The organism is Herbidospora sakaeratensis (genome assembly GCF_001570525.1).
GTDB classification, from domain to species: domain Bacteria; phylum Actinomycetota; class Actinomycetes; order Streptosporangiales; family Streptosporangiaceae; genus Herbidospora; species Herbidospora sakaeratensis.
This window is the reverse complement of sequence record NZ_BBXC01000013.1, coordinates 383,722-409,768: the sequence shown is the minus strand read 5'-3', so window position 1 is coordinate 409,768 and position 26,047 is coordinate 383,722. Positions and strand designations below refer to the sequence as shown.

Annotated in this window: 22 protein-coding genes; 17 read left to right on the top strand and 5 right to left on the bottom strand. The window is 67.1% G+C overall.

What is annotated here, in order from left to right; all coding sequences use genetic code 11:
• Positions 1-194: 194 nt before the first annotated feature.
• Positions 195-1,523 carry a pyridoxal phosphate-dependent aminotransferase gene (locus AW271_RS38745; RefSeq protein ID WP_169806383.1) on the top strand — a complete coding sequence of 443 codons (1,329 nt, stop codon included), beginning with the start codon at positions 195-197 and terminating at the stop codon, positions 1,521-1,523.
• A gap of 126 nt (positions 1,524-1,649) precedes the next feature.
• Here AW271_RS38745 and AW271_RS22955 read toward each other — a convergent pair whose 3' ends face one another.
• Complete coding sequence (locus AW271_RS22955; RefSeq protein ID WP_157554522.1) at positions 1,650-2,588, bottom strand: hypothetical protein; 939 nt, start codon at positions 2,586-2,588, stop codon at positions 1,650-1,652.
• A gap of 416 nt (positions 2,589-3,004) precedes the next feature.
• Between AW271_RS22955 and AW271_RS22950 the strand changes: the two genes are divergently transcribed.
• From AW271_RS22950 to AW271_RS43215, 4 genes are read left to right on the top strand one after another with little or no spacing between them, the layout of a single operon-like run.
• Positions 3,005-3,229, top strand: coding sequence for an alpha/beta fold hydrolase (locus tag AW271_RS22950; RefSeq protein ID WP_062339444.1), 225 nt, complete (start codon positions 3,005-3,007; stop codon positions 3,227-3,229).
• Positions 3,230-3,276: 47 nt separating this feature from the next.
• Positions 3,277-3,867, top strand: a complete 591-nt coding sequence (locus AW271_RS22945) for a dihydrofolate reductase family protein (RefSeq protein ID WP_062339443.1) — start codon at positions 3,277-3,279, stop codon at positions 3,865-3,867.
• A gap of 15 nt (positions 3,868-3,882) precedes the next feature.
• Positions 3,883-4,005 carry a hypothetical protein gene (locus tag AW271_RS42920; protein WP_275935774.1) on the top strand — a complete coding sequence of 41 codons (123 nt, stop codon included), beginning with the start codon at positions 3,883-3,885 and terminating at the stop codon, positions 4,003-4,005.
• Complete coding sequence (locus AW271_RS43215; protein ID WP_369408467.1) at positions 3,992-4,237, top strand: YciI family protein; 246 nt, start codon at positions 3,992-3,994, stop codon at positions 4,235-4,237. Before AW271_RS42920 ends, AW271_RS43215 begins: the two co-directional genes overlap by 14 nt.
• Before the next feature lie 143 nt (positions 4,238-4,380).
• Here AW271_RS43215 and AW271_RS22935 read toward each other — a convergent pair whose 3' ends face one another.
• Complete coding sequence (locus AW271_RS22935; protein WP_218008137.1) at positions 4,381-6,018, bottom strand: copper resistance CopC/CopD family protein; 1,638 nt, start codon at positions 6,016-6,018, stop codon at positions 4,381-4,383.
• A 35-nt stretch (positions 6,019-6,053) separates the two neighbouring features.
• Entirely contained in the window at positions 6,054-6,773 is a 720-nt protein-coding gene (locus tag AW271_RS22930; protein WP_062339442.1) for a YcnI family copper-binding membrane protein, read from the bottom strand.
• 181 nt (positions 6,774-6,954) lie between these two features.
• Here AW271_RS22930 and AW271_RS22925 point away from each other — a divergent pair, with 181 nt between their 5' ends.
• Positions 6,955-7,179 carry a tautomerase family protein gene (locus AW271_RS22925; RefSeq protein WP_062339441.1) on the top strand — a complete coding sequence of 75 codons (225 nt, stop codon included), beginning with the start codon at positions 6,955-6,957 and terminating at the stop codon, positions 7,177-7,179.
• Between the two features lie 83 nt (positions 7,180-7,262).
• Here AW271_RS22925 and AW271_RS22920 read toward each other — a convergent pair whose 3' ends face one another.
• Positions 7,263-8,051, bottom strand: coding sequence for an IclR family transcriptional regulator (locus AW271_RS22920; RefSeq protein ID WP_062339440.1), 789 nt, complete (start codon positions 8,049-8,051; stop codon positions 7,263-7,265).
• Between the two features lie 210 nt (positions 8,052-8,261).
• Between AW271_RS22920 and kduI the strand changes: the two genes are divergently transcribed.
• The 11 genes from kduI (at position 8,262) to AW271_RS22865 (ending at position 24,952) form a co-directional block, all read left to right on the top strand.
• Positions 8,262-9,041 carry a 5-dehydro-4-deoxy-D-glucuronate isomerase gene (gene kduI, locus AW271_RS22915; protein ID WP_218008136.1) on the top strand — a complete coding sequence of 260 codons (780 nt, stop codon included), beginning with the start codon at positions 8,262-8,264 and terminating at the stop codon, positions 9,039-9,041.
• The gene (gene kduD, locus AW271_RS22910; RefSeq protein WP_062339438.1) at positions 9,038-9,793 is read left to right on the top strand and encodes a 2-dehydro-3-deoxy-D-gluconate 5-dehydrogenase KduD; all 756 of its coding nucleotides are present in this window, start codon (positions 9,038-9,040) and stop codon (positions 9,791-9,793) included. Before kduI ends, kduD begins: the two co-directional genes overlap by 4 nt.
• Before the next feature lie 132 nt (positions 9,794-9,925).
• The gene (locus tag AW271_RS22905) at positions 9,926-11,008 is read left to right on the top strand and encodes a sugar ABC transporter substrate-binding protein (protein WP_062339437.1); all 1,083 of its coding nucleotides are present in this window, start codon (positions 9,926-9,928) and stop codon (positions 11,006-11,008) included.
• Between the two features lie 101 nt (positions 11,009-11,109).
• Entirely contained in the window at positions 11,110-12,006 is an 897-nt protein-coding gene (locus AW271_RS22900; RefSeq protein WP_218008135.1) for an ABC transporter permease, read from the top strand.
• Between the two features lie 59 nt (positions 12,007-12,065).
• A complete protein-coding gene (locus tag AW271_RS22895; RefSeq protein ID WP_218008134.1) occupies positions 12,066-13,532 on the top strand; it encodes a sugar ABC transporter ATP-binding protein in 1,467 nt (488 codons plus the stop codon).
• Positions 13,529-14,524, top strand: coding sequence for an ABC transporter permease (locus AW271_RS22890; RefSeq protein WP_062339435.1), 996 nt, complete (start codon positions 13,529-13,531; stop codon positions 14,522-14,524). Before AW271_RS22895 ends, AW271_RS22890 begins: the two co-directional genes overlap by 4 nt.
• 25 nt (positions 14,525-14,549) lie before the next feature.
• On the top strand, positions 14,550-16,046 hold the full coding sequence (locus AW271_RS22885) for an aldehyde dehydrogenase family protein (RefSeq protein ID WP_062339434.1): 1,497 nt from the start codon (positions 14,550-14,552) through the stop codon (positions 16,044-16,046).
• A gap of 712 nt (positions 16,047-16,758) precedes the next feature.
• Positions 16,759-20,961: a LamG-like jellyroll fold domain-containing protein gene (locus AW271_RS22880; RefSeq protein ID WP_218008133.1), complete on the top strand. Its 4,203-nt coding sequence runs from the start codon at positions 16,759-16,761 to the stop codon at positions 20,959-20,961.
• Positions 20,962-21,204: 243 nt separating this feature from the next.
• On the top strand, positions 21,205-22,785 hold the full coding sequence (locus AW271_RS22875; protein WP_218008132.1) for a carbamoyltransferase C-terminal domain-containing protein: 1,581 nt from the start codon (positions 21,205-21,207) through the stop codon (positions 22,783-22,785).
• Positions 22,782-23,993, top strand: coding sequence for a glycosyltransferase family 9 protein (locus AW271_RS22870; protein WP_062339433.1), 1,212 nt, complete (start codon positions 22,782-22,784; stop codon positions 23,991-23,993). The genes AW271_RS22875 and AW271_RS22870 overlap by 4 nt, the downstream gene beginning before the upstream one ends.
• Positions 23,990-24,952: a bifunctional heptose 7-phosphate kinase/heptose 1-phosphate adenyltransferase gene (locus tag AW271_RS22865; protein ID WP_062339432.1), complete on the top strand. Its 963-nt coding sequence runs from the start codon at positions 23,990-23,992 to the stop codon at positions 24,950-24,952. The genes AW271_RS22870 and AW271_RS22865 overlap by 4 nt, the downstream gene beginning before the upstream one ends.
• Here AW271_RS22865 and AW271_RS22860 read toward each other — a convergent pair.
• A complete protein-coding gene (locus tag AW271_RS22860; protein ID WP_062339431.1) occupies positions 24,937-26,022 on the bottom strand; it encodes an SIS domain-containing protein in 1,086 nt (361 codons plus the stop codon). The two genes, AW271_RS22865 and AW271_RS22860, sit on opposite strands and share 16 nt — an antisense overlap.
• Between the last annotated feature and the right edge of the window lie 25 nt (positions 26,023-26,047).

The window sequence follows — 26,047 nt, the reverse complement described above, 5'->3', positions numbered from 1 at the left end:
GGAATGAGAAAGGCCTTCGGGTTCGGTGATGGATTGCGACATCTGCACCGTGGCCCGGGAGCTTCCTCAAAAAGGCGATCCCGTTCAGCGCCTGCCTGAGCATGCTCAGGCGGGCCTCGCAAGATGACAAGCACTTTGTTGAAAAATGCGGCAGACGGGTCAATGTAACCCCATTGCCTGGTGATGATAAACACATGAAGGACCGTGCGCCCATGAATGTGCCGTTTTCTAGAATTATCGCCAAGCCTTCCCTGCCGATGCCGAATCCAGATGTGATCTCACTGGGCGAGTACATTGGAAATGGCGCGCCGTACGGACATCCGATCTATCTTGCAATCGGTGAAACATGGAGCGAGATCGCTCCGGGGCTCGCAGCTGAACTCAAGACGACCGAGATCCACTCCCACGGGTATCATCTTTCAATGTACGGCATCCCGGAGCTCCACCAAGTGGCTTCTCGCCGAATCCGAGCTGAACACCGACTGGATGAAGTCGCGGAAGAGGGCGATTCCTACGAAGTGAGTATTACCTGGAACGGCACGCGGCAGGCGATGAGCGATTTCGCGCGACTTCTCCTGAATCGATACGACGATGGTCGCCAACCCATCGTCTTCGCCGCTGGGCCAAGCTGGGACTATGCCGGAGTCTTCGGGCCGCTGGGCTACGCCACAGAGTACGTTTCATTGACTCCCGAGAGGGAGTTTCGCCCAAGTATCGACGACCTTCGACAGCTGGTCGTGTCCGCCTGCAGATCCACGCGCGTGAGACCGGGCATCATTATCCTCAACGCTCAGCACAATCCAACTGCCGTAAACTGGGATGCATCTTTCGTCAGGGGCGCGGTTTCCCTGGCGATAGAATATGAAGTCCCGATCCTGCTGGACGATGCGTATTACGCCGTACACGACGAAGGAGTCACGCCCACCTCGTCTCTGCAGCTCCTACTGCAAGCGGTGCAGAATGAACGCATCGCTCGGGACCTCCCGTGGCTGGCGGTTCGGTCATTAGGTAAGCAGTTTCACTGCAGCGGATGGGGGCTGGGCCTGATGGTGGCCTCCCCTCCCGTGCTCGATCTTCTCGTGAACGGCTTTCGCCTCCAGCACAGCTTGTCTCACGGAGGTGTGCTGCAGGCTGCCATGGCTCGGTGGCTGGCCGGGGACTCGGCAGACGCCTTCCTGGCCGAACAGCGACAGGAATACAAGCGTAAGCGCCAGTTCTTCAAAACAACCTTTGAGCAGGATCTCGGATATCCTGCCGACAAAATTCACGCAGGAGAATGTACGTCATACTCTCTCTTCGCCGTCCCGGAGAAATATTCCGGTTCGCCCGAGAGCGTCGAGGCATTCCGGCGCTCTTGTTTTTCGGAAACAGGAGTCATGCTGGGATCCGTCTGGCCGTGGCCTTTGAGTGGCAGGGTGAACCATCTGCCTTATTTGCGGATGTTCCTTGGCCCCAGCGTTGAAGTCTTGGGCGATGCACTGTCACGAATAGCGAGTGCCGGCTACGTGTACGACGCCGCTTAGGCGATAACCGCCACATCGGCCAGCCCGGCGCGGCCCGAACCAACCAGGGTGTGGGTGCAGGAGATCCTCCGGCCGGCGACCACATGTCAGTCCCAGGGCGTGATCAGGACGGGCGAAGGATCACCTTCAGGATGTGACATGGTCGGCAATCAGGGTTCGCGCACTTGCTGCAAATGAGCGGTCCCGGGGGCAGGGCGCGCGCCCTCTCGGGGTGATGAGGATACCGATGGCCGCGCCCAGGATCAGGATGGCGATGTCCGCGATCCGGTCCATCCAGAAGGTGATGGTGTTGTCGACGGCCAGGAACTGTACTGAGATGCCGCCGTTGTCGCGGACCCATCGCATGGAGCGGAGAGACGCCAGCTCGACGTCCGGTGCAGGCTCGGAGAGCGTGATGCTGTTGTTGGATTCGTGGTATCGGATCTCGCTGGCGACGGGAGCGGCGCTTTTCTGCGTGTCGACAAAGTCCAGGTCCGGATACTCCTGCCTGAAGTCGTACAGCGAATCCTCGACCTCAAGGAAGATCTTGTTATCGCCCCAGTGCTGGTGATAGCGGACGGTTTTCACCGGGAAATCGAACGCGACGGTCAGCATGTACTCGCCGGCCGGCTGGTGGACCGGCACGACGACCACCGAGAAGTCGTCGACGCCGTTGGATCTGCCAGTCTCCGTCCGGGCGGTGAGCTTGCGACCGGCACCGGGTTTCGGCTCGGCAGAGGAGATGGGGAGGAACGCCGACTCGCTTCTGCCTTCGCGTGAGGGTTTGCCAAGGCTGAAGCGGGTCGGCGTCAACCGCTCGTCCATGGCGAACCGGAAGGTTTGCCGGATGGCCCGGGAGCTCTTGAAGGAGACGGTGAAGTAGCCGGAAGCCGGTTCATCGTCGGAGAAGGGCTGAGTCTGACCGGTGCGGGTGTGCTGCTGGACCACGAGAGTGCGGCCGGTCAGCGTGGCTGAGATGCCGTCGGCGGGTTGCTCGGCAGCAACCTGAAACGGCATCAGGTCGTCATAGGACGGAGACCGGGGATACTCGCCCCACCAATAGAGCGCGTAGACCAGGCCCGACAACAGCAAGAGAGGAAACGGGGACACAAACGCTGCCCGGACGCGTTGCGATCTCGAAGACAAACCAACGCCCCCTGCACCCTGCGAAATCGGCGACGGGAATCGGAAGCAGCCTATATTTCTTAGGCGTCGCAGCCGCTCGTCGCCGAGGTCGACGGAGCCCTCCTCTCGGCGCTGACCATGTCGAACTGCTCTTGCGCCGGGCCAGGGCTTCCTCGTTTACCAGGGAACGCCGGTTCGCGACGGCCGGGCACGGCCACGGTCTCTTCGGCATGGTCGTGGCCCATGGCTGGACGGCCGTTATGGCCGGAATGTGGCCGGCCAGAAGCGAGGCCGCGCTCGGGCGGGCGATCCCTGATCCCGCGCCTGGTGGCCGGTGGAACGTGCGCCCCGGCCCCGCTTCGCGCCGTGGGCGACCGATGGCCGAACTCACTGAGGCCGGTCTGACGATGCCGGTGCTGGTCATCGCGGGCGACCGCGACGCCCTCATCAAGGGGCCGGAGACGGCGCGGCGGATGCGCGCCAACGTTCCCGAGGCGGATGTCCGGCTGCTGCCCGGCGTCGGTCACCTGATCGCCGGCCAGACCGCGATCGTCGCCGATTTTCTCGCAGGTGGTGTCGGCTCGGGTCGGTCGTCTTCGTAGAAGAGGTGAAGCCGCCCAACGGGGGTGGCGAGAAAGGGAGTGGCTCCATGAGCGCCACCTTCACCGTCGACTTCTTCTGCAGCCTCGACGGCTACGGCATGGCCAGAGGCTGGCCCGGTTACTGGGGCAAGGAAGGCCCCGAGATCGTCGAGGACCGGGTGCGCACCTTCGCCCAGGACCAGGTGCTGGTCTTCGGCGCGACGACGTTCCGGGAGTTCCGGCAGTTCGTGACGGAGTACGACGAGCCCTACTACGACAGCCTGAACGAGCTGCCGAAGATCGTGTTCTCCAGCACGCTCAAGGAACCCCTCGGGTGGCGGAACTCGACGGTGTTCGATGAGGACGCGGTGACGGCGATCGAACGCCTGAAGCGCACCACGGACGTCCCGATGCGTTCGCACGGCAGCATCTCGCTGAACCGTGCCCTGCTCGCCGCCGGTCTCGTCGACCGGCTCGAGGTCATCGTCTTCCCTGCCGTCTCGGGCCGCGCCGGCGGCTCGGCGCTCCTCCACGACGGGGTGGAGCTCGACCTGGAGCTCGTCGAGTCGACCGTGCTCGACGGCAGGACGCAGAAGCTCGTGTACGTCCCGCACCTGCACGGCGAGATTCCCGAAGGCGCCGGGCCGAAGCGCCGCTGAAGGAGATGATTGCCGGTGCGATACCTGATGGGCGTGATAAACGACACGGGAAATCTGGCCACCCGGGAGGAGACCGCTTCGATCAACGTGTTCAACGACCGGCTGCAGGCCAAGGGCCGGTGGCCTGGGCTCACCTGAGGCGGCCACCGTCATCGACAACCGGGGCGGGGAGGCGATCGTCACCGACGGGCCCTTCGTCGAGACCAAGGAGTACCTCGCCGGTTTCTGGATCATCGAGGCGCCCCGACCTGGACGTGGCGCTCACGCCCGCCGCCGAGGGGTCGAAGGCCTGCAACCGTGCGGCCGTTCCTGTGAGGGACCCGCAGCCCACGTCCGGGCCGCGATCATCCGGGCCCACCACGAGGAATGAGCCCGCCTGGTCGCCGCGCTGACCAGGCGGTACGGCGGCCGAGGCGTTCGCGGCTGCCGCGGAGCGATGGCCGGCCGACGGCCCGCCCCCAGCCCGGGCGCGTGGCTGACCACCACCAAGGTGGAGTTCAAGGCGAAAGTCGATCATCCGTTGACGACGAACCTCAGCTCCGCCACGGGATTGGTGAACTGACTGACGCGCAGGGACACCTGCATCCGCCACGTTCCTGGTACCGGGAGCATGACCTGCGCGGTGTAGAAGCCCGCTGACACCTGCGTCAGCGGGACAGCGCCCAGCGTCGCCGTGTCGGAGGTCAGGCGTATCACCGGCGGAGCCACACCCTCGGCAGGTTCACCGGCGGCGGAGCGCAGCCGAAGGGTGAGGGTGCTGGGACCGCGGGCGAGGGGGGTGAGGGAAGCCTGCACCGTGATGTCGCCCAGCGTCGTGGTGTGAGTGTCGGCAGTGGACTCCGCTTGCGCGCTCACGGGCGCGGAGTCTCCTTCGGGGCTCGTGTCGACGAGAACGCCGGTCAAAAGCAGTGCGGCAGCAAGGACCGTCCCCTCGATCGCGGTGGCGCGCACGACCTGCTGGGAGAGCCCTTGCCGGTTGGCGGTGTTCGATGCCTGCTTGAGCCGCGGCAGGAGCGACCATCTGTTCCACGCCGCGATCGCGAGGGCTGTCAGCACTACGGCGATCTTGGCCAGCACCAGCCGGCCGTAGTCGCCACCGGCCGGCGTCGGCCATGAACCGAGAATTCGCCACACGAGTAGCGATCCGGTGGCGACCAGAACCACGAGGACGCCGGCGGCCGTGGTGGAGAACCGAGTGAGCACCTCGGCCGCGGCAGCGCCCCGGCTCGAGAAGGTCGGCAAGGTGAGCACAAGACCGGTGATTCCGCCAAGCCAGATGCTGCCCGCGAGGAGGTGCAGTGCGTCCGCGCCGATGACGAGCAGTTCGGGGCTCGCCGCGCGCGTGTGCCCCACCAGGGCGGGAGCCGTGGCCGCGATCGAGGCTGCCGCGACCGCCGCGAGGCGACGCCGTCGCGCCGCCGGTCCGTGCCCGAGCAGTGCCACAGCCAGCACGAGTCCACCGGCGACGGTCGTGGCGACGGCGTACTCGGTCAGCGGCACCGACGACCATGTCGCGCCCTCGAGGAGCAGGCCCGCCCCGCCTCCGAGCACGTAGAGTGCGGTGATCGGCACCGCGGTGAGCCAGGCTCCGGCGGCGACGGCCGCGGCGGAACGCGCCGAGACGGTGATGCGGCGCCGAGCACGGTCGGCGTAAGCCTCCGCAGGCAGGAACATCGCAGCGAACGCGACAAGTCCGGTGGCGAGAAGAAGGCCGACGTAGCCCACCGTACGGGCCAGCGTCAGCGGCCAGGAGACCTCGGGGACGGCGCTCGAGCCAGTCGAAGGCGGGGTGACGACCGTGGTCGGCGCGCCGACGGAGAACGTGAGGGCTCCGCTGATCGGATGCCCGTCCGCGGAGACGACCCTCCAGGTGATCACGGTCGTGCCGTCGCCCAGCGGTGCTGAGAGAACGACTTCGAGCTCGGCGCCCTTGACGTTGGGCTCGGCCGCCACCAGCTCACCTTTCGAGCCGAAGACCTGCACACCGCCCGGGACACCGCGTACCGCCTCGTCGAAGGTGAACACGACCCGGCCCGGCGCGGTCGGCAGCACCGCCCCCTGTGCCGGGTCTGTGCTGATGAGGTGCGCGTGCGCGTGCGCCGGCTGAGGGAAGCTGAGCAGCAGCGCGGGGACGAAGGCCAGGATCAGCACTACTGCTGCCCGGATTCGCCCGGCCCGCCGGTGGATCATGTCAGGTGGCGCTGTCGAACGAGCGCCGCGCCGCCGAGGACCGAGCCGAGTACGCCGAGCGTCAGCGCGGCGAACGTCAAGACGCCGTCCCCTCCCGCGGTGGCCTGAGTGTTCCTGGCACTCGCGTGGTGGTGCGCGTCGCCGGCGGGTTCGGAGACGACGAAGCTCGGAGCGGGCAACTCGAGCTCTCCGACGTCGTGCCCGTCTTGTGGAACCTCTGTCCAGGCGGCTTCGCCACGCTCGCAGGTTTGAATGGTCGGAAAGACGAGCCTGGTGCCCTTGGCCTCGGGCAGTGTGACAGCGAGTTCGAAGACCTCGCGGTAGCCGTCTGGCAGCGGGATCTCCGCACTGAACGTGACTGACGCGACCCGTTGCACGATCTGGTCGCCGTGGGCGTCCAGGACCGGTGGGCTCACCACTTCCGTCTGCTTCGCGATCGTCCAACTCGCTGTCCGGGTGGGGGCCACCGAGGTGATCTGCGCCGGAAGCTGAATGGTGATTCTGGTGGTGGGCGAATTCTCGCAGCCGTGCCCGACGCTGAACTGGAGCACGGCGTGAGCACCGGCTGCGGTTGTGGAAGGCGTGACGGTCACGTGGGCGCTTGCCGGAGACGGGATGCCGACCAGGACGACGACGAGCGCGGCGGCGCCGGCGTACATGAGGCGCCGCAACCGTGTCCGAGCCACGTGAGCAGATCCGATGTCATTGCGCCGCATGTCGCATCCTCGCGCCGAAGCCCGATCCGGGGTCGCCCCGATTCGACCAACATGCCGAACCTATGTCAAGTATGTGAACTCGCGAGGGCTTGCATTGCGCCTCCATGTGCTGCGATGTAACGTTCGTTCACATTGGTGAACTGAAGCCCGTATGCTGGACAGCCAGTCAGAGGGAGGACGCATGCCCAACATCACCGTCGAACTACTCGCGGGCCGGTCGCTGGAGCAACGCAAGGCCTTTGCCCGAGCGGTAGCCGACCACGCCGTCGAGATCCTCGGAGCCCGCCGGCAGGATGTCCGCATGGTGTTCAGCGAGATCACAGCCGACGACGTGGCCAACGGAGGTGTGCTCGCCAGCGAGGACGCGAGCCGGGCCGGCGTGCTGGCCCAGCTGAACCAGGGCTGACGTCGCCGTTCAGGCGTCGGTAGGGGGCTGACCCGCGGCAGGGTCAGCCCCAGCGTCGTTGTACGGCAACGAGCACGACCTGGTCAGCTGACCAGCTTGTCGTTCATCGCCGACAGGCGAGCCTTCACACTCAGCAGAGTCTCGATGATGAGGTCCTCCTGGCCCTGCTTGAGGCGACTGATCGGGACGGCGATGCTCAGCGCGTCAACCGATCGGCGGGAGAACGGCAGCGCCACGCCGAAACAGCGCACGCCCAGGCAGGACTCTTCGCTCTCTTCGGCGTACCCGAGCCGGGCGGCCTTGTCGATGATCGCCAGCAGGGCGTCCCGGTCCGTAACCGTCTGCGTGGTGATGGCCTTGATCTGGTGCGGGACCAGCGAATCGCGGACGTCTTCGGGCATCTCCGCGAGCATCGCCCGGCCGAGGGCTGTGCTGTAGGCGGGAAGCCGGCGGCCGACAGCCGAGTACATGCGCAACGGGTGCTTGGACTCGCGCTTCGCCGTGTAGATGATCTCGGAGCCGTCCAGCCGGCCCAGGTGCACCGTCTCCTCGGTGGCGGCGGCGATCTCGTCCATCACGGCTCCGGCGCGCGTCAGGACCGGATCGCTGTCGATATAGGCCGAGCTGACCGTCAGGGTGTGCACCCCGAGCCGGTAGATGCTGCCCGTCTGATCGGTGTCCAGCCAGCCGCGAGCGCACATGGTGCGCAGGAGCGCGTGCAGGCTGCTCTTGGGGATGCCGAGACGCGTGCCCAGCTGCAGCTGGGTGCCCTCTCCGTGGGTTGCGATGTCGTCCAGGATGTCGAGGACGCGCGCAGCAGACTTGACCTGCGAGGTGGCAGAGCTGCCGTTGACCGTCTTGTCCGCGCCCACCGAGGCCTCCTTCTCAAGTGATCAATCAAATCATGGTGCATGCACCCGGCAGATACCAATAAACCACAGTTCACATATAAGGACTGACTTCGATCCCTTGACTCGTGATCAGGGTCACAGATACCGTCGCGCTCAGTTCACATAGCGGAACTTGGTTCACATAAGGAGAAGGACTTGATCGAGGTTAGGTACTCCGCCTCGCCGTCCGGCGTGGAGACGGCCACGAACGCGGACCTGCGAAAGAACTTCCTCGTGGACCGTCTGTTTCGCCCCGGCGAGGTGCACGCCGTGTACACCCACGACGACCGGCTGGTGGTCGGCGGAGCGGTTCCCGCCGACCGTCAGCTCGAACTGCCGGCCTGGGACGTCCTCGGCACGACGTCACACCTGGCCGGCCGCGAGCTTGGCATCGTCAACGTCGGCCAGCCCGGTCATGTGCTGGTCAACGGGGAGAAGTTCGAACTCCGCCATCTCGACGGGCTGTTCGTCGGCCGTGGCAACAAGGTCGTCTTCGCCGGTCCTGACGCCGCGTTCTACTTCGTGTCCGCTCCGGCGCACGCGGTGTACCCCACGACGTTGCTGAGCCACTCGGCGATCGACCCGGTCAAGCTGGGCACGCCGCAAAGCGCGAGCGAACGCAGCCTCTACCGGTACGCCTGGGGCCAAGAGCTACAGACGTCGGTACTCCAGTTCGGCGTGACCGTCATCGCCGAAGGGTCGGTCTGGAACACCTTCCCGCCGCATCTGCATGACCGGCGCACCGAGGTCTACATGTACGTCGATCTCGCTGAAAACGACCTGGTCTTCCACGTGATGGGGCATCCCGGCGCCTCTCGTCACCTCATCGTGCGCAACCGCGAGGCCGTCATCTCGCCACCGTGGTCGATCCACTCCGGGGCCGGCACCGGCTCATACGCCTTCATCTGGGCCATGGGCGGCGAGAACAACCAGTACACCGATCTCACCCCGGTAGCGCTGGAGGACCTGTGAGATCGCCGTTCGATCTGACCGGCCGCCGCGCTGTGGTGACCGGCGCCGGCCGAGGGCTGGGAAGCGCCATCGCTTTGGGGCTCGCACAGGCCGGGGCCGACTTGGTCCTCCTGGGCAGACCGGAAAGCCAGGCAGCCACGCGGGACCAGGTCACCGACCTTGGCCGTGGGGTGGAGGTGGTGGACCTCGACATCAGCGACCACGACGCCATCGGGCGCGTGGCCGCGGAGGTGAACCGCGATCGTCAGGTCGACATCCTGATCAACAACGCCGGCGTCATCGACCGCGAAGACTCGGTGGACGTCAGCCAGGAGTCGTGGCATCGCGTCCTGGACGTGAATTTGAACGGCCTGTTCTTCCTGTGTCAGGCGTTCGGGCGCCCGATGACCGAACGCGGGCAGGGAAAGATCGTCAACATCGCCAGCCTGCTGTCCTTCCAGGGCGGGATTCGCGTGGCGTCGTACGCGGCCAGCAAGCACGGCGTCGCCGGCCTCACCAAGGCTCTGGCCAACGAGTGGGCCCGGCTCGGCGTGCAGGTCAACGCCATCGCGCCCGGCTACATGATCACTGACAACACGACTGCGCTGCGCGCGGACGCGGATCGATCCCGGTCCATCGTCGAGCGCATCCCCGCTGGTCGCTGGGGAGACGCATCCGACATCGCCGGGGCGGCTGTCTTCCTCAGCTCCGCCGCCGCCGACTACGTCAACGGCCATGTCCTGGTCGTCGACGGAGGCTGGATGGCCCGCTGACGCCGGCTTCCCGCTTGCCCCACCCGCAAAATACGACAACACCTGTCGCATCGGTCCCCCATCGACAGGTTTCTCTTCCCGTCGCGCCCCCCGCCGGCTCCCCCCGGCGCCGAAGAGATCAAGGATCAACCCGTGAAGATCACTACTCGCCCCACCGTGATTTTACTGAGTCTCTCGCTCGCGGCCGCCCTGACCGGCTGTAGCGAACAGGCGGCTGGCGGCGGCGACTCCGCCGCCGCGGGCGGCTGCAAGCCGGCTGACGTCAAACTCGTCGGTCAGGTTCGTAACGAGTCCAACCCCTACGAGGCCTCATGGCTCACCGGCGGCGATGAATTCGCCAAGACGGTCGGCCTCACCCAGCAGCGCCTCACCTATGGCGGCGACTCCACCAAGCAGCAGGAGCAGATCAGCCAGCTCCTCGCCGGCGACACCACGTGCCTGGTCATGAACGTGCTTCCCAACGGCGACTCCGACACCGCGGCGATCGTCAAGGGCGCCGACACGGCCGGCGCCTACCTCGTCACCCAGTGGAACAAGCCGGCCGACCTGAAGCCGGCCGACTACAAGACGTGGATCAGCCACATCACCTACAACGGCGTCGAGTCGGGCCGGCAGATCGGTGACGCGCTCGCCACGGCGATCGGCGGACAGGGCGGCATCATCGCGCTGCAGGGCGTGCTGGACACCGCGGCCGCGAAGGACCGGTTCGCCGGTCTTCAGGAGTCGCTCAAGAAGAATCCCGGTGTTGAGCTGCTTGATCAGCAGACCGCCAACTTCTCGCGGGCCGAGGCGCGGACGGTGACCCAGACACTGCTCACCAAACACGGCGACAAGGTCAAGGGCATCTGGACCGCCAACGACGACATGGCACTCGGCGCGCTGGAAGCACTCCAGCAGGCAGGTCGGGCCGGACAGGTGGCGGTCGTCGGCATCGACGCCGTTCCGGACGCGGTCAAAGCGGTACAGGACGGCTCGATGACCGCCACCGTCTCCAGTGACGGCACCTGGCAAGGCGGGATCGGCCTGGCGATCGGCTTCTGCGTGGCCACCGGCAAGCTGGCGGTGAAGGACCTGCCTGCCGCCAATCGCGCCTTCTTCGCCGAGCAGTTCCTCGTGACGAAGGAGAACGCCGCCGACTTCGCGCAGCCGAAGACGAACCCGTCCGACTTCGAGTGCGGCAACGTCTTCAAGCGTGTGGCTGGGGCCTTGACGTGACCTCGGCATCCGAGGTCGTTTCTGCGCCTCGCCGCATCTCCCGGCGAGGCGCGTCGTTACGAGACGCCGGTCCACCGGTCGCCCTGGCCGTCACCTTCTTGGTGTTCGCGGTCCTGAGCCCGCGCTTCCGCAGCATCGAGAACGTGCAGAACATGGTCGACGCCGCCGCGGTGCTCGCTGTCGTCACCTGTGGCATCACGTTCGTGTTGTTGATGGGGTCCATCGACCTCTCGGCCGCCGGTGTGATGGGCGCCTCCGCTCTGACGGTGTCGCTCCTGGTGGCCAACAATCGCAACGACAACGACCTCGGACTTCTCGGGATCGGGGTTGCCGTCTTGCTGGGCTGTGCGTTTGGCTGCCTGAGCGGGCTCGCCCTGGTCCTGCTGAAGGTGCCTTCGTTCATGGCGACGCTCGGGGTGTCGGCCGTGGGGCTCGGCGTGGCGACCCTCATGTTCGCCGGCGTCCAGCCCAACATCTCCGACGCCATGCTCAAGGGCTGGGCGATCGAGCGCTTCCTGGGACTGTCCTATCTCACCTGGATCGCCGCCACGTGCGTCCTGGTGGGCTGGCTGCTCCAGCGCTACACCCGGCTCGGCCGGTACGCCTTCGCGATCGGCGGCGCGGAGGAAGTGCTCGCGCTTTCGGGCGTCAGGGTGAAGCCCTACAAGGTCGCGGTCTTCGCCGTGGCCGGCGCCTTCTACGGACTCGCCGGAGTCATGGTGACCAGCCAGCTCGGGGCCGGCCTCGTCCAGGCCGGCAGTGGATACGACTTCTCCGCCATCACCGCTGCCGTCGTCGGCGGCACTCTGCTCACCGGGGGCCGAGGCGGCGTCCTGCACTCCGCAGTGGGCGTCCTGCTCGTCGTGGTGCTCACGAACGGTCTGGTGCAGATCGGGGTCAGCCCGTATTGGCAGGGTGGTGTCGAGGGGCTCATCGTCGTGGCCGCGGTGGCGGCCGCAGTCATCCCTCAGCGTCGAAGAAACCAGGTGGTCAAGTGAGCGTCCCAGCCTCGACACCAGCGTTGGAGGTCCGCGGCCTCGTCAAGCACTATCCGGGGGTGAAGGCTCTTGACGGCGTCGACCTGGTCGTCCGCCAGCACGAAGTCCTCGGTCTGGTCGGTGAGAACGGGGCCGGCAAGTCCACTTTGCTCAAAGCGCTGGTCGGCCTGGTCGTCCCCGACGCCGGTGAGATCCGTGTCCGCGGCGAAGCGGTCAAGCTGCGCAGTGTCGTCGATGCCGCCGATCACGGCATCGGGATGGTGTTCCAGGAGCAGTCGCTGGTGCCGAACTTGACCGCGGCGGAGAACATTCTCCTCGGCGGGGAAGGGCCGGGGGTCCGCCGGGGCGTCTATCGCTGGGATGCCATGCGCCGCCTGGCCCAGGAGCAGCTCGACAAGATCGGCTCGAACATCGACCCTCTGGTCCGTACTGACGCGCTCTCCTTCGCCGACCGGCAGATGGTCGAGATCGCGAAGGTGCTGCGCATCGAGCAGCGGAGTCAGCACCCGCCGGTGATCGTCCTGGACGAGCCGACGTCGGTATTGGAGTCCAAGGAGATCGAGACCCTGTTCGCGCAGATCCGCCGTCTGCGCGAATTCGCCTCGGTCGTCTTCGTCTCCCATCGCCTCGACGAGGTGCTGGAGGTGTGCGACCGCGTGGCGGTGCTGCGCAACGGCCAGTCGGTCGGCGAGGTCGCCGCGGCCGGAGCCGTCCCCCGCGAGCTGCACCGGATGATGATCGGGTCTACCGGGTCGGACGATCACTACCACGAGAACGCCGCGGCCGTCGTCGAGTCCGGGCAACCTCGGCTGGCCGTACGCGGGCTGTCCGGCACGTCGTTTCAGGACGTCAACCTGGACGTCGCCGCAGGGGAGATCGTGGCGATCGTGGGTGTGCACGGATCCGGCCGGGAGGACGTCTGCCGCGCCCTGTTCGGCGCCGAGCCGGTCACCGCCGGCGAGATCTGGATGGACGGCAAGAAGATCGATATTTCCGGTACGCGCGCCGCATGCGCCGCCGGCATCGGCTACGTTCCGGCCGAACGCAAGACGGAAGGCATGGTCGGTCCGATGTCAGTGGCCGAGAACATGACCCTGGCCAAGCAGCGGGCCCGGTGCGCCGGCCCCTTCGTGGCACCCGGGAAACAGGCCACCGTGGTGGACCGCTGGATTGACCGGCTGTCCATTCGGACACCAGGTCGTGACACCCCCATTCAGCGGCTGTCCGGCGGTAACCAGCAGAAGGTCGTCCTGGCCCGTTGGCTGGTCGGCGGCGATATCCGCCTGCTTCTGCTGGACCACCCGACGCGCGGCCTGGACATCGGTGCCCGCTCGGAGGTGTACCGGCTGATGCGTGAGCTCGCGGCGAGCGGGGTCGCCACCGTGCTGCTGGCCGACAGCCTCGAGGAGGCCATCGGCATGGCCGACCGGATCCTTGTCATGAATGACGGACGGGTCGTCTCCGAGGTCGGCTGCCCGGCCGGCGGCAAGCCGAGCCCTCTGGACCTTGTGAAAGAGATGGTATGAGCACTCCCGTTGCCTTGAAGCCGGCCGCAGAGCCCGCAACCGGTGATGGCGGCCCTCGTCTGGGGCAGCGGCTCACCGGATTCATGCCGCTCATCGCCCTGCTGGCGCTTGTGGTCGCCTTGGCCATCGCCGATCCGGGCTTCCTGACGCAGCGGAGCCTGACCGCGGTGGCGCGTACCGCCGCGCCTCTCATCGTGCTCGCCGCGGCGGCGACGCTGATCGTCCTCTGCGGAGGGATCGATCTGTCGATCGCGGCGGTGGCCTCGCTTTCGACCGTCCTGCTGGCCCTCTGGCTGCCGCATCTCGGTGGCTTGGCCACACCCGCGGTCATCCTCGCCGCGGCGTCCATCGGCGCGGTGCAAGGGGTGGCGCACGTACTGCTCCGAATACCGTCCTTCATCGTCACTCTGGGCGGGATGAGCATCCTGTCCGCCATCGCCCTCGTCGTGTCCGGCGCCGGCACCGTGCGGGTGGTGGACGACTCGACGGTCAAGTGGCTTGAGCTCTACGTCGGCGGCTACGTGCCGATGTCCTTCGTGATGGCCCTCGTCGTGGTCGCTCTCATCGCCTTGATGCTGAAGCTCACCCCGCTGCGAAGCTGGATCTCGGCTACGGGGTACTCCGAATCAGCCGCGCGGCTGGCCGGCACGCCGGTCGACCTGGTCAAGATCGGCGCGTTCGTCGTCTCCGGCGCCGGCGCCGGGTTCGCCGCGATCATGCTGGTCTCCCGCCAGTTCAGCGGCGGTCCCACGATGGCTGACAACCTTCTGCTGCCTGCGGTCGCGGCAATCGTCGTCGGCGGCACCGCCATCACCGGTGGTCACGGCAGCGTGTGGCGAAGCCTGGCCGGCGCGTTGGTCGTGACGCTGCTCCGGGTCGGGCTGCCGATCGTCGGGGTGCCGTCCGCCTACGAACAGATCCTCTACGGCGTCGTCATCGTCATCGCCGTCACCCTCACTCTCGACTGGTCGAAAGTGTCGATCATCAAGTAGTCCAGCCTGTTCATGGAAGGCCGTCATGTCCCACGAGAACTCCCTGCTCCTGCCCGCCGTCCGATCGTTCCTCTCCTCGCCCAAGCAGTTGCTCATCGGCGGCGAATGGGTGGACGCGAAGGACGGTAGAACGTTCGCCACCATCAACCCGTCGACCGAGGAGTTGCTTGTCGAGGTCGCGCAGGCGTCTGCCGCGGACGTGGATCGTGCGGTGGTGGCCGCTCGCACGGCGTTCGAGTCCCCGTCCCCGTGGTCGAGAATGACCCCGCGTGACCGCTCCCATCTGCTGTGGCGCATCGGCGATCTCATCGATGCCCATCGCGACGAGTTCGCCCAGCTGGAGGCGCTCGACAACGGTAAGCGCGTCGAAGCGGCCCGTGACGGTGACGTGGCCATCTCCGCCGAACTCTTCCGTTACTTCGCGGGCTGGGCGACCAAGATGGAGGGCACGACCATCCCCATGTCCGTGCCAGGGCGCGAATTCCACGCGTACACCCGCCGCGAGGCGGTCGGCGTCGTCGCGGGCATCGTGCCGTGGAACTTCCCCCTGCTGATGGCCTGCTTCAAGATCGTCCCGGCCATCACGGCGGGCAACACCGTCATCCTCAAGCCGGCCGAGCAGACGCCGCTGACGGCGCTGCGCCTCGGTGAGCTCCTGCTCGAGGCAGGCGTGCCCGCCGGTGTCGTGAACATCCTGCCCGGCTTCGGGGACACCGGGGCCGCGCTGGTCGACCACCATGGTGTCGACAAGGTCGCGTTCACCGGCAGCACCGAAGTCGGCAAGAAGATCGCGGCCGCGGCTTCGGGCAACCTCAAGAAGGTCTCCCTTGAGCTCGGCGGCAAGGCTCCCAACATCGTTTTCAACGACGCGGACGTCGACGCCGCCATCGCCGGCGCCGTGCTCGGTGGTTACTTCAACGAGGGGCAGTGCTGCGTCAACGGGTCGCGCCTTTACGTCCAGCGTGGTGTCTTCGACCAGGTCGTCGAAGGAGTGGCCGCGGCCGCGCGCGCGATCAGAGTGGGCGACGGCTTCGACTCGGCCTCGCAGATGGGGCCGCTCGTCTCCCGGGAGCAGCACGAGAAGGTGCTGGGCTACGTCCGTGGCGCGCTCAAGGAAGGCGCCGTCTTGAACGCGGGAAGCGCCGACGCTGTCGGCGACCGCGGCTTCTTCGTGTCGCCGACGCTCATCACCTCGGTGAACGAGCAGATGGCGGTGCAGACCGACGAGATCTTCGGCCCAGTCGTGACGGCGCTTCCCTTCGACACCGAGGACGAGGTGGTCGCGGCGGCGAACAACACGGTCTACGGGCTCGCCGCTGGTGTCTGGTCGAGGGACATCGGCACGGCGCACCGCGTCGGCGCCCGTCTGCGGGCCGGCACGGTGTGGCTCAACACGTGGCACGCGGATGATGTCACGCTGCCTCGCGGCGGCTTCAAGCAGTCGGGGTGGGGACGCGAGCTCGGGTCCTTCGGCCTGGACGACTACACCCAGCTGAAGACCGTCATCGCCGAGCTGCGATGAGAACCCGGTCGCCGGCGAGGTAGGCCCCCGGAATCGATCCCGCGGGCCGACGTCCATCCAGACGATCATGTGATGGAACGCCCGCGGCGTCGGGGCGGACCATTAGCGCCGCGATGCGATCAGGAGCGCTACCGGTCACGGACGGCGGCGGCGCGGAACGGCCACCTGCCCCGTGGCTTTCCGCGTTCGCCGTCCCAGCCGGTCTACAACCACCAGCCGCGGGACCTTGGCCCGCCGGGCGCCGACCTGGCACGAACCACCCCGGTCAGCGGCTGATCCGGCCCTCCCGCCAAGACGAACCCGCACCCGCTCCGCCTTTTCCCCATGGCTGCGTCGGCGCATCGAAGCGATCAGCCATCTGGCAGCCTGCCGATCGCCGCTCGCGTCGAACGCTGCATCAACCAGATCAAGCGATGGCGGGGCCTGGCAGGCCCGAACTCCATACAAGGCCGAGGCTGGGGCCCGTTTGCGTCATAGACGTGTTTCACATATGCGAACAGACAGGAAGTCTGATTCATATAGGTGGACGTAGTTCTTGACGATGCATTACATGCGGCATACCGTCAGGGCGCCGTGGGTGGTTCGTTCTCCTCCCCCACCCCCCAGCCAGCCTCAAGGGATCCCTATGAAAGTGCCCCTCAGGTCTGCCCGCTCCCACCTCTCCCCTCGTTTCGGCCGACTGTCCGGCCGGGCCACCGCGGCGTTCGTCGCAGTGCTGGTGGCCGTCGCCGGGCTGGTGGCCCCCGCGGCCCCGGCCCTCGCCGCCCCCGACGATGACGGGCGGCTCAGCGTCCTGCTGTTCTACAAGCCCAATTTCCACGCCTCCCATGTGCAGGCGCGGCAGGCCGTGCGCGACCTGGCCGCCCAGCTCGGCACCCAGTACGGGCAGCCGGTCGACATCCAGGAGACCGAGGACCCGGCGGCTTTCAACACCGCCAACCTCGCGGTTCGTGACACCGTGGTCTTCGCGCAAACCGGTGGTGTGCTGTTCAACGCGGCCCAGCGCGCCGCGCTCGAGAGCTACATCCGTGGTGGCGGCGGCTTCATGGGCCTGCACTACACCGGATGGTCGGTCGGTGAGAGCGAGCACGACGTCAACCCGTTCTACGCCCGCCTCGTCGGCGCTGTTTCCGAAGGTCACCCGGAGAATCCCGGGGTCCGGCCGGGCCGCGTGTTCGTGAAGGACACCAGCCATCCGCTCACGCAGGGCGTGACGGCCAGCATCACCCGCAGCGACGAGTGGTACGACTGGGTCGTCAACCCGGCTCCTTGGGTGCGCACCCTGATCGAGGCTGACGAAACCTCATACGGCATGGGCCGGCAGGGCAGCATGCACCCGGTCACCTGGTGCCAACAGATCGACGCCGGCCGGTCCTGGTACACCTCCATGGGGCACGAGGGCACCGCCTACTCCGAGGCGTACATGCGCGCTCAGATGAAGAACGGTCTGGCCTATGCCGCCAAACTGCTGGCCGCAGACTGCTCGCCGCCGGTCAAGGACCAGGCCGGCGCCTGGAGCGGCGTGACGCCTTGGCCGCTGGTCCCGATCAACATGGCGCTGACCTCCGACGGCAGGGTGCAGTCCTTCGGGAGCGTCGGCGGCTGGGGGAACGACACCACGCCTTACGACTGGACCGGCAACGACGCGGTCACCCAGGGCGGCCAGATGGAGGTCGACATCTGGGACCCGGCCACCCCACGCACGCTGGCGAACCTGCGCAGCGGCATCCTCCCGAACACCACATACACCGATCTGTTCTGCGCCATGCAGGTGCAGAGCCCGCACGACCACTCCACCATGACGGTCGGCGGCGACGACGGCATGGGCGGAAACGCGCCCAACGACGGCGCGATCGGCGTCACGAGCTACTCCACCAACAACGGGCTGCAGAACGAGGCGCCCATGAACTTCCCCCGGTGGTACCCGACGGGCACCACGATGCCCAACGGCGACGTCGTCGTTCAGGGGGGAAGCCTCACCGGCGGGCCCGGCGGGCGCGGGGTCCTCACTCCGGAGATCTACACCCCGGAACAGGGCTCGGGCTGGAAGAAGCTCGACGGTGCCAGAAGCCCGGCCGCCTACGGTGACGGCGGCGCCGACCACGCGGGCGCGGACGAGAACCGCTGGTGGTACCCGCGCGCGTTCGTCGCCCCGACGACCGGAACGTTGTTCAACATCACTGGCACGCAGATGTACGAGCTGAACCCAGCCGGCAACAACGGCACCGGCCAGCTGACCCTCCGTGGCACCCTGCCGGCGGGCATCGCCAACCAGGGCGCCAACGGCAACCCGGTCGGCGCCACCTCCACCGCCACGATGTTCCGCCCCGGCAAGATCCTCCAGGTCGGCGGCGGCTGGTGGGCCAATGGCGGCGGCCCGGATGGCGCTCGCGCCGGCTTCGTCGTCGACATCACCGGCGGCACGGCCAACCCGGTCGTCACCCCGACCCAGCCGATGAAGTACCAGCGCCACTGGGCGACCTCGACACTCCTGCCCGATGGCAGGGTGCTGGTCACCGGCGGCGGCCGTGAGAACAACGGCAATGGCGGATACGTCACCAACCCCGAAATCTGGGACCCGGTCACCGGCAACTGGACCGAGGTCGTCATCCCACAGGAGCGGGCCCGGCTGTATCACTCCACGGCCTTGCTTCTGCCCGACGGCCGCGTGATGGTCGGCGGCGGCGGTACGCCCGGTCCGCGCAACTACACCGACGTGGAGTACTACTCGCCGGGATACCTGTTCAACGGTAACCAGGCCGCCCCGCGACCGGTGATCAGCACCGCACCACAGAAGATCGGCTACAACGGCACCTTCCCGATCACGGCGACCGGCACCGTCTCCCGGGTCACGCTGGTCCGCAACGGTTCCGTGACGCACGGGTTCAACAACGACCAGAATTTCCAGGACCTCGCCTTCAGCCAGTCCGGTGGCACGGTGAACATCACCGCGCCGCTCAACGGCAACTACGCACCGCCCGGCTCTTACATGCTGTTCATCTGGGACAACACCGGCACCCCGTCGGTCGCGAAGATCGTGAAAATCGACCCCTCGGTGATCATGACCCAGCTGAACCCGCGGGTGGTCGACCAGTTCGAGTACCCGCGCCTGCCCGCCGAGTGGCGTACCAACAACCCCCCAGCCACCGTTGACGTCGCCCCCGGCAACTCCCGGATGGTTCCCTGGGCAGTGGCGAGCCAGGTCCAGCTGGTGCGCGGCAACGCCACCGGTCAGGGTGGCCTCGGCTACACGGGATACCAGCTGGCTCTGGGCGGCTCGGGCAACATCAGCCGCACGGTCAGCGATCTCACCCCTGGAAGCACCTACCGGATCTCGCTGCGTTACGCCCGCGACGCCCGAACGTCCGGGAGCGCCGCGGCGACGGGAACACTGTCGATCGGCAGCCTGAACGCGACACTGACCGCCACGACAGCCCTGCCGTCGACGGCCGCCCATGGCACGTACGTCGGCACCTTCACCGCCGCGACGGCTTCCCAGGTGCTCACCCTGAGAGGGACCGCCGGCGGCCTGATGATCGACGATCTGGTGATCGTGGGCGACAACCCACCACCACCGGCCACCGGTATCCCGATCCGGTACGAGTTCGAAGAGGGCACGGGCACGACCGTCGCCAACACCGGTACGGCGGGCTCGGCCGGGGCCGCCGTCCTGACAGGAACCACCGGCTGGTCCACCAACGGTGTGCTCGGCAAGGCGGTCAACCTGCCCGGTGGCAGCACTGCCAACGCCGTGGATCTGCCCGACAACCTGCTCCAGGGCGCGGCGAACTTCTCCACAGCGCTCTGGGTGCGCCCCGATGTGAAGAACAACTGGACCGGCTTGTTCCACATCGGTGACGGGCTCGGCTCGGCCGGAAGCTACTACCAGATCCAGATGCAGACCCAGGCGAGCGGGAGCACCGGGCTCGCCGTCACCTTCAAGGGCAAAACCGGCCCCGAGGAAAGGGTCTACGCCAGCCCGGCGCAGGACGTGGTCGCCAACCAGTGGAACCACGTCGCCTTCACCCGCCAGGGCCCGATCGGCACGCTGTACCTCAACGGTCAGGTCATCGCGACGCGTACCGACCTGACCGTCGGAATGACCGAAGTCGGCCCGACGGCCGACAACTGGCTGGGCCGCAACGGATATCCCGATGCGGCGTTCGACGGTCTGATCGACGACGTCCGGTTGTACACCTCCACATTGACCGCGGCAGACGTCGCGGGGATGTACAACGAAGGTGTCTCGGTCCGGTACACCTTCGACGAGGGCGCGGGCACCGCCGCCGGGAACACCGGCGCGAAGTCGTCGATCGGGGCGGCGACGTTGCTGGGTACGACGTCGTGGAGCACGGCCGGCCGTCACGGTCCCGCGGTGAACCTGCCGGGCGGTGCGGCGACCTCAGGCAACGAGGTCCGGCTGCCCGACAACATCGAGGCAGGACTGACCAATCAGTTCACCGTGTCCTTCTGGGCACGCCCGGACACGCTGCCGAACTGGGTGCCGCTGGTCCAGATCGGCAGCAGCACGGACACGTTCTTCCTGCTTCAGTCAGCCACCAGCGGCGGGACCACCGGGTTCGGGGCCACCTTCAAAGCACCTGGGGTGGCCACACAGGAACGGCTCCTGCTAGGAGCGGGCAAAGATCTGCCGCTCAACGCGTGGACGCACGTGACGTTCACGCAGAACGGCTCGACCGGGAGGATCTACTTCAATGGTGTCCTTCAGGCCACCCGTACTGATTTCACCATCAGCATCGGTGACGTGGGCGTGGGCGGTAGCACCACGGCCAACTTCATCGGCGGGACGAGCTGGGGTGACTCAAGGTTCGACGGCCTGATCGACGACTTCCGTTTGTACGGTTACGAGCTCAGTGCGGAGCAGGTGACGCAGTTGCACGCGGGTCGCCGATGAGCGCGCCGTTCTCGTAGGACACACGCACTTGGGCTCCGGAAACCTCCGGGGCCCAAGTCGTGCGCGTTATTGCAGATGGACAGCACATCGCTTCCGCTCACGAAGTGTCGGCGCGAGTGACAGAAATTCGGCGTTCGTAGTGTCGTCTGCCCGCGACCGTCACCGCCCACTCCGGCATCGACGCCTTCTGCCACGCGGCTTGACATGTTCGACCGTCCATCCGAAGCTCCTCATGACGACGGAATGGGTGCGCGGGTCAGCATGCTTATCTATTCGATGAAGCCCGACCACGACGGTGGGGTCGCGATCGTTGACAGCGATTCACAGGAGCTGGTCCTCGCCTACGAGGCCGAGAAAGACAGTTTTCCGCGCTACTCGGTCTTCAATCCGGTCAACATGCTGGAGGCGGCCGGCCGGCTCGACCGCATGCCCGACGTCTTCGCCGTCAGCGGATGGGGAAAGCCCACCTTGGCGCCGAACAATTCGATCGGCGCAGGCTACGACGGCGTGAGCGGCGACCATCGCGAGAGCCGCTGGGCCTCGGTGTTCGGTCAGCGTATCCGGGTCTTCTCGTCGACCCATGCCCTATCGCACATCTGGAGTTCGTATGGCATGTCGCCGTACGAACAGGGCGAACCTTGTTATGCGCTGGTCTGGGAAGGCGCGTTGGGGGACTTCTATGAAATCGATTCGCAACTTGATGTTCATCATCTCGGCCAGGTGATGAAGGCGCCGGGAAACAAGTACTCCTTTCTCTACTCCTTGGCGGACCCCGCATCCGCCCTCCCCCGGGGGCATGTTCGCTACTCCGACCCGGGAAAGCTCATGGCGCTGTGCGGCTATGGGGAATCGGGCACGCCCACGGCCGAGGAATGGGATCTCATCGATGCCCTTCTCGAACATCCGAGCTTCCTCGATCTGGCCAAGGACGACCTGCGTGACTCCCGATATCACGACATCGGCCTGCGTTCGCCGGCCTTCACGCGGCTGGCGAGGCGTTTCTCCGACGAGTTGTTCCACCGGTTCGAGCGTTTCGCGCGCGCGAATCTCACCAAGGGATATCCGCTTCTGGTCTCCGGTGGTTGCGGCCTGAACTGCGACTGGAACTCGGCCTGGCGGTCCAGTGGCCTCTTCGAGGACGTATTCGTACCGCCGTGCGTCAATGACACCGGATCGGCGATCGGCACGGCGGTCGACGCCATGCGGCACTTCACCGGCAAGGCGAAGATCTCGTGGGATGTCTATCGCGGCCAGGAGTTCGTCGACGACACACCCGACATGCCTGACGTCGTGGTTCACGACCTGGACCTCGCCGAGGTCGCCGACTTCCTGGCCCGTGACCATGTGGTGGCCTGGGCGAACGGCCGATGCGAGATCGGCCCCAGGGCGCTGGGTAACCGGTCGCTCCTGGCGGCGCCGTTCAGCCGGGACATGACGACGCGGCTCAACAAGATCAAGAACCGGGAGGACTTCCGGCCCATCGCGCCGATCTGCCTGGAGGAGGACGTCGAGCGGCACTTCGTGTGGAGAGGGCCGTCTCCGCACATGCTCTATTTCCAGGCCGTGCGAGACCCGGGTCTGGAAGCCGTCACGCACGTCGACGGCACGACCCGGGTTCAGACCGTGCGGGCCGACCAGAACCCCCTGATCCATGGCCTGCTGACCCGGTTCCGCGACCGGACGGGGACGGGTGTTCTCTGCAACACCTCCCTCAACTACCACGGCAGCGGCTTCATCAACCGGACCAGCGATCTGTACGAGTACTGCAAGCGCTACGGCGTCGACGCCTTCGTCTACCAAGGAAGGTTCTGCAGGTTCCGATGAGGTTCGCGCTCCTGAACATCATCAAGCGGGACCACCGGGCGCCTTCCCGTCACCCGTGGCGATGGTGCGTGTTCGTGCTGGTCGACGCGCTGATCCGGGCCATGCCGGTCAGGGGCCGACGGGCGGGCACGCTCGTCGTGCTGGTGAACCGGCTGGGTGACGCCATCGTCAGCCTGCCGCTCGTGCGCGAGCTTCAGGCGCACTACGGGAGCCAGGGCCCCTTCCTGGTTCTCGGAGACGAGAGCTGGCGCTGCCTCTCCGACAACCTCTACGCGGACATCCCCACCTTCTTCATCGACGAGGGCCGCTACACCCGCAGCCTGAGATACCGGCTGGCCGTCGGTTACCGCGTCCGCACGATGCGGTTCGAGCGGGCCGTCTGCTTCATGCACCATCGGCTGGAGATGCGCGACGACGCGCTGGTCTACGTCTCCGGCGCGACCGACACGATCGTGAGCAGCCTGCCCTTCGGCCACCTCCGCTGGTATCCCTGGCTCTTCGACCACTACCTCGGCCGGATGTCGCGCATCGTGGAGCCCGGCCCGCCCTACCTGGGGGCGGGCGAGCAGCTTCCCCCGCCCGGCTGCGATCATCCTCGGCGGGTCCCCCACGTCCTCGAACGTCAGCGGGCCTTCGCCGCCGCCCTCGGGCTGGAGCTGGTGCACCGGCACCGGCCGGTACGCGGAGCTCGCGGCAGGACCGTGCTGCTGAACTTCGGCGCGAAGGATCCCGCGCGGCAGTGGCCGATCGCGGAATGGGCCGCGCTGGCCGTCCGGATCGCCGAGCTGGGCTTCGAGCCCTGCTTCGTCGGTGGTCCGGCCGAGCGCGGCAGACTCGGTGAGGTCAGGGACGCGATCCGCGCCACGAGCCCCGCCGAGTCCGGCTTCAGGACACTGGTGGGCGACACGTCGTTCGGCGAGCTGATCGAGCTGTTCGCCGGGGCGGCGTGCTACATCGGCCCGGACACCGGCACGTCACACCTGGCCGTGCATCTGGGCACGCCCACGGTGACGATCCTCCTGCGGCCGGCCGAACCGGAGGAAGGCGACCGTTTCGGCGACTTCTTCCCCTACCCGGACGGCTATCTGACCAGCCCGTACCGGCCGGTGTGCACGACCAAGGCCGAGTTCCGCCGATCGGGGCCGCGCACCACCGTTCGCGACGCGGTCCTGCACGCGTTCGTCGGCCTGATGAGGGAGACCCGATGAAGGCCGGCGCCATGGTTCGCGTGCCGGCGGAGTTCCGGCTCCAGCGTGTCGTGGTCGTGGGCGACGCCATGGTCGACACCTACCTCCGATCCCGCCGGTCGTACCATCACGAGACCGAAGGCCAGACGGTGATCTCGGCCTACGCGGCGACGCATTTCCCCGGCGGAGCCGCGAACGTGGCGGCCAACATCGGTTCGCTGGGCGGCCAGGCCGTTCATCTCGGCGTCGTGGGGGACGACGAGGCGTCCGCGAACCTGCACGCCGCCCTGGAGCGGGGCGACGTTCGACCGGTTCTGGTCGTCGACCCCCTGCGGCCGACGACGACGAAACTCCGCGTCTACGACGGCGACTCGGCGGTCGTCCGCGTCGACACGGAATCGACGGAGCCGATCGGAGACCAGGTGGAGCGGGACCTGCTGCTGGCATGTCTCGCCGAGCTGGACGACGCGTCGGCCTTGGTCGTCTCCGACTACCGCAAGGGCGTGGTGACCGCGTCGCTGGCGAAGAACCTCCTGAAGCGGGCACACGCGCTCGGCATCCCGGCGATCGTCGACAGCAAGTCAGCGGACCTGCGCCACTTCGAAGGCTGCACCGTGTTCAAGTCGAACCTCGGCGAACTCGAGTCGGTGATCCGGCGCAGGCTGATGAGCACGGACGAGCGCATCGCGGCCGCGAGGTGGGTGTCCGGGATCCTGGGCGGGGCCACGGTGGTCGTGACGGAGGGGGAACACGGCATTCTGCGGGTGGATCCCGACGGCGGCTCTCATCGGGCCGCCCCGCCCCGGCCCGATGCGGTCAGGTCGGTCATCGGCGCGGGCGACACGGTGGCCGCCTGCCTGGCGCTGGCCTGTGCGGCGGGCATGGACGTGGCCGAGGGGGTGGACCTGGCGCTGCGGGCCGCCGCCGAAGCCGTCGCCGACGTGAACACGGCCGCCGTTCGCGGTCACATCAGAGCGTGACGTCCCACGATGGTGTCGATCGTCCCTGAGGTGGCGTGTTCAGCCCAGTGGCGGCCCAACACGACACGGGCGCCGATCCGGTCGGTCGTCGGCTTCTCGACGAGGCCGGACGCGTCGTGGTAGTCGCCACCCTTGAAATGCACGTCTGGCCGCAGGCTCTCCAGAGCGGTTCGCGGGTCGTCCCCGTCCATCGTGACCACGTGATCCACGCTGGAAAGAGCCGCCAGGATCTCCTGCCGGTGTTCGAGCGGGTAGATCGGCCGGGAACTCCCCTTCAGCCGCCGCACGCTCTCGTCACTGTTCAGGCCGACGACCAGGATGTCGCCGTGTGCCCTGGCCTCCGCCAGGCTGCGTACATGACCGGCGTGCAGCAGGTCGAAGCAGCCGTTGGTCCAGACGAGCGTGAGTGCCGCCCGCCGCCATCCTTCGCGTAGCGGCAGGAGCTCCGCCATGGTCGCGATCTTGGGTGTGACGTGGGGCTTCTCCCGGCCGAACATCGTCGACTCGACCAGCTCCACCAGAAGATGGACGACGGCGAGATGACACTCCTGGACCAGGGCGGTCGATGCCGCGGGAATCGCGATGACGACGTCGGCGGCCGGCCCGGCCTCCGGGTTGGGGCCGGTCAGCAGAATGGTCGCCATCCCGCGCTTCTTCGCCGCTTCGACACTCCGGATGACGTTGGGCGACCTGCCACTCGTGCTGAAGGCGACCAGCGTGTCCACGGACTCGCCCAGGGTCTCCACCTGGCGCGCGAAGACCAGGTCGAAACCGAAGTCGTTGCTGATGGCGGTGACCGCGGCCGAGTCGGCAGAGAGCGCGATCGCCGGCAGGCCGTTTCGTTCGGCCGAGTAGCGGCCGACGCATTCCGCCGCGAGATGCTGGGCCTGTACGGCGCTGCCGCCGTTGCCGACGGTGATCAGCTTGCCGTTCGCCCGAAAGGTTCGGACGATCTGTTCGGCCGCGGACAGAATGTGAGTCGCACCAGCCCGGGTCCGGTTCAGGGCGGCGGCTGACGACGACAACCGCTCGATGATGTTCCCGATCGCCGACTGGTCGACAGTGGACATACGGCGATCGTAGGTGATCGCCGTA

Bases quoted from the DNA above. Each gene is read 5' to 3' on its own strand.
- AW271_RS38745 (WP_169806383.1), top strand. From the start codon at position 195: ATGAAGGACCGTGCGCCCATGAATGTGCCGTTTTCTAGAATTATCGCC.
- AW271_RS22950 (WP_062339444.1), top strand. From the start codon at position 3,005: ATGGCCGAACTCACTGAGGCCGGTCTGACGATGCCGGTGCTGGTCATC.
- AW271_RS22945 (WP_062339443.1), top strand. From the start codon at position 3,277: ATGAGCGCCACCTTCACCGTCGACTTCTTCTGCAGCCTCGACGGCTAC.
- AW271_RS22930 (WP_062339442.1), bottom strand. From the start codon at position 6,773: ATGCGGCGCAATGACATCGGATCTGCTCACGTGGCTCGGACACGGTTG.
- AW271_RS22925 (WP_062339441.1), top strand. From the start codon at position 6,955: ATGCCCAACATCACCGTCGAACTACTCGCGGGCCGGTCGCTGGAGCAA.
- AW271_RS22890 (WP_062339435.1), top strand. From the start codon at position 13,529: ATGAGCACTCCCGTTGCCTTGAAGCCGGCCGCAGAGCCCGCAACCGGT.
- AW271_RS22885 (WP_062339434.1), top strand. From the start codon at position 14,550: ATGTCCCACGAGAACTCCCTGCTCCTGCCCGCCGTCCGATCGTTCCTC.
- AW271_RS22875 (WP_218008132.1), top strand. From the start codon at position 21,205: ATGGGTGCGCGGGTCAGCATGCTTATCTATTCGATGAAGCCCGACCAC.
- AW271_RS22870 (WP_062339433.1), top strand. From the start codon at position 22,782: ATGAGGTTCGCGCTCCTGAACATCATCAAGCGGGACCACCGGGCGCCT.
- AW271_RS22865 (WP_062339432.1), top strand. From the start codon at position 23,990: ATGAAGGCCGGCGCCATGGTTCGCGTGCCGGCGGAGTTCCGGCTCCAG.
- AW271_RS22860 (WP_062339431.1), bottom strand. From the start codon at position 26,022: ATGTCCACTGTCGACCAGTCGGCGATCGGGAACATCATCGAGCGGTTG.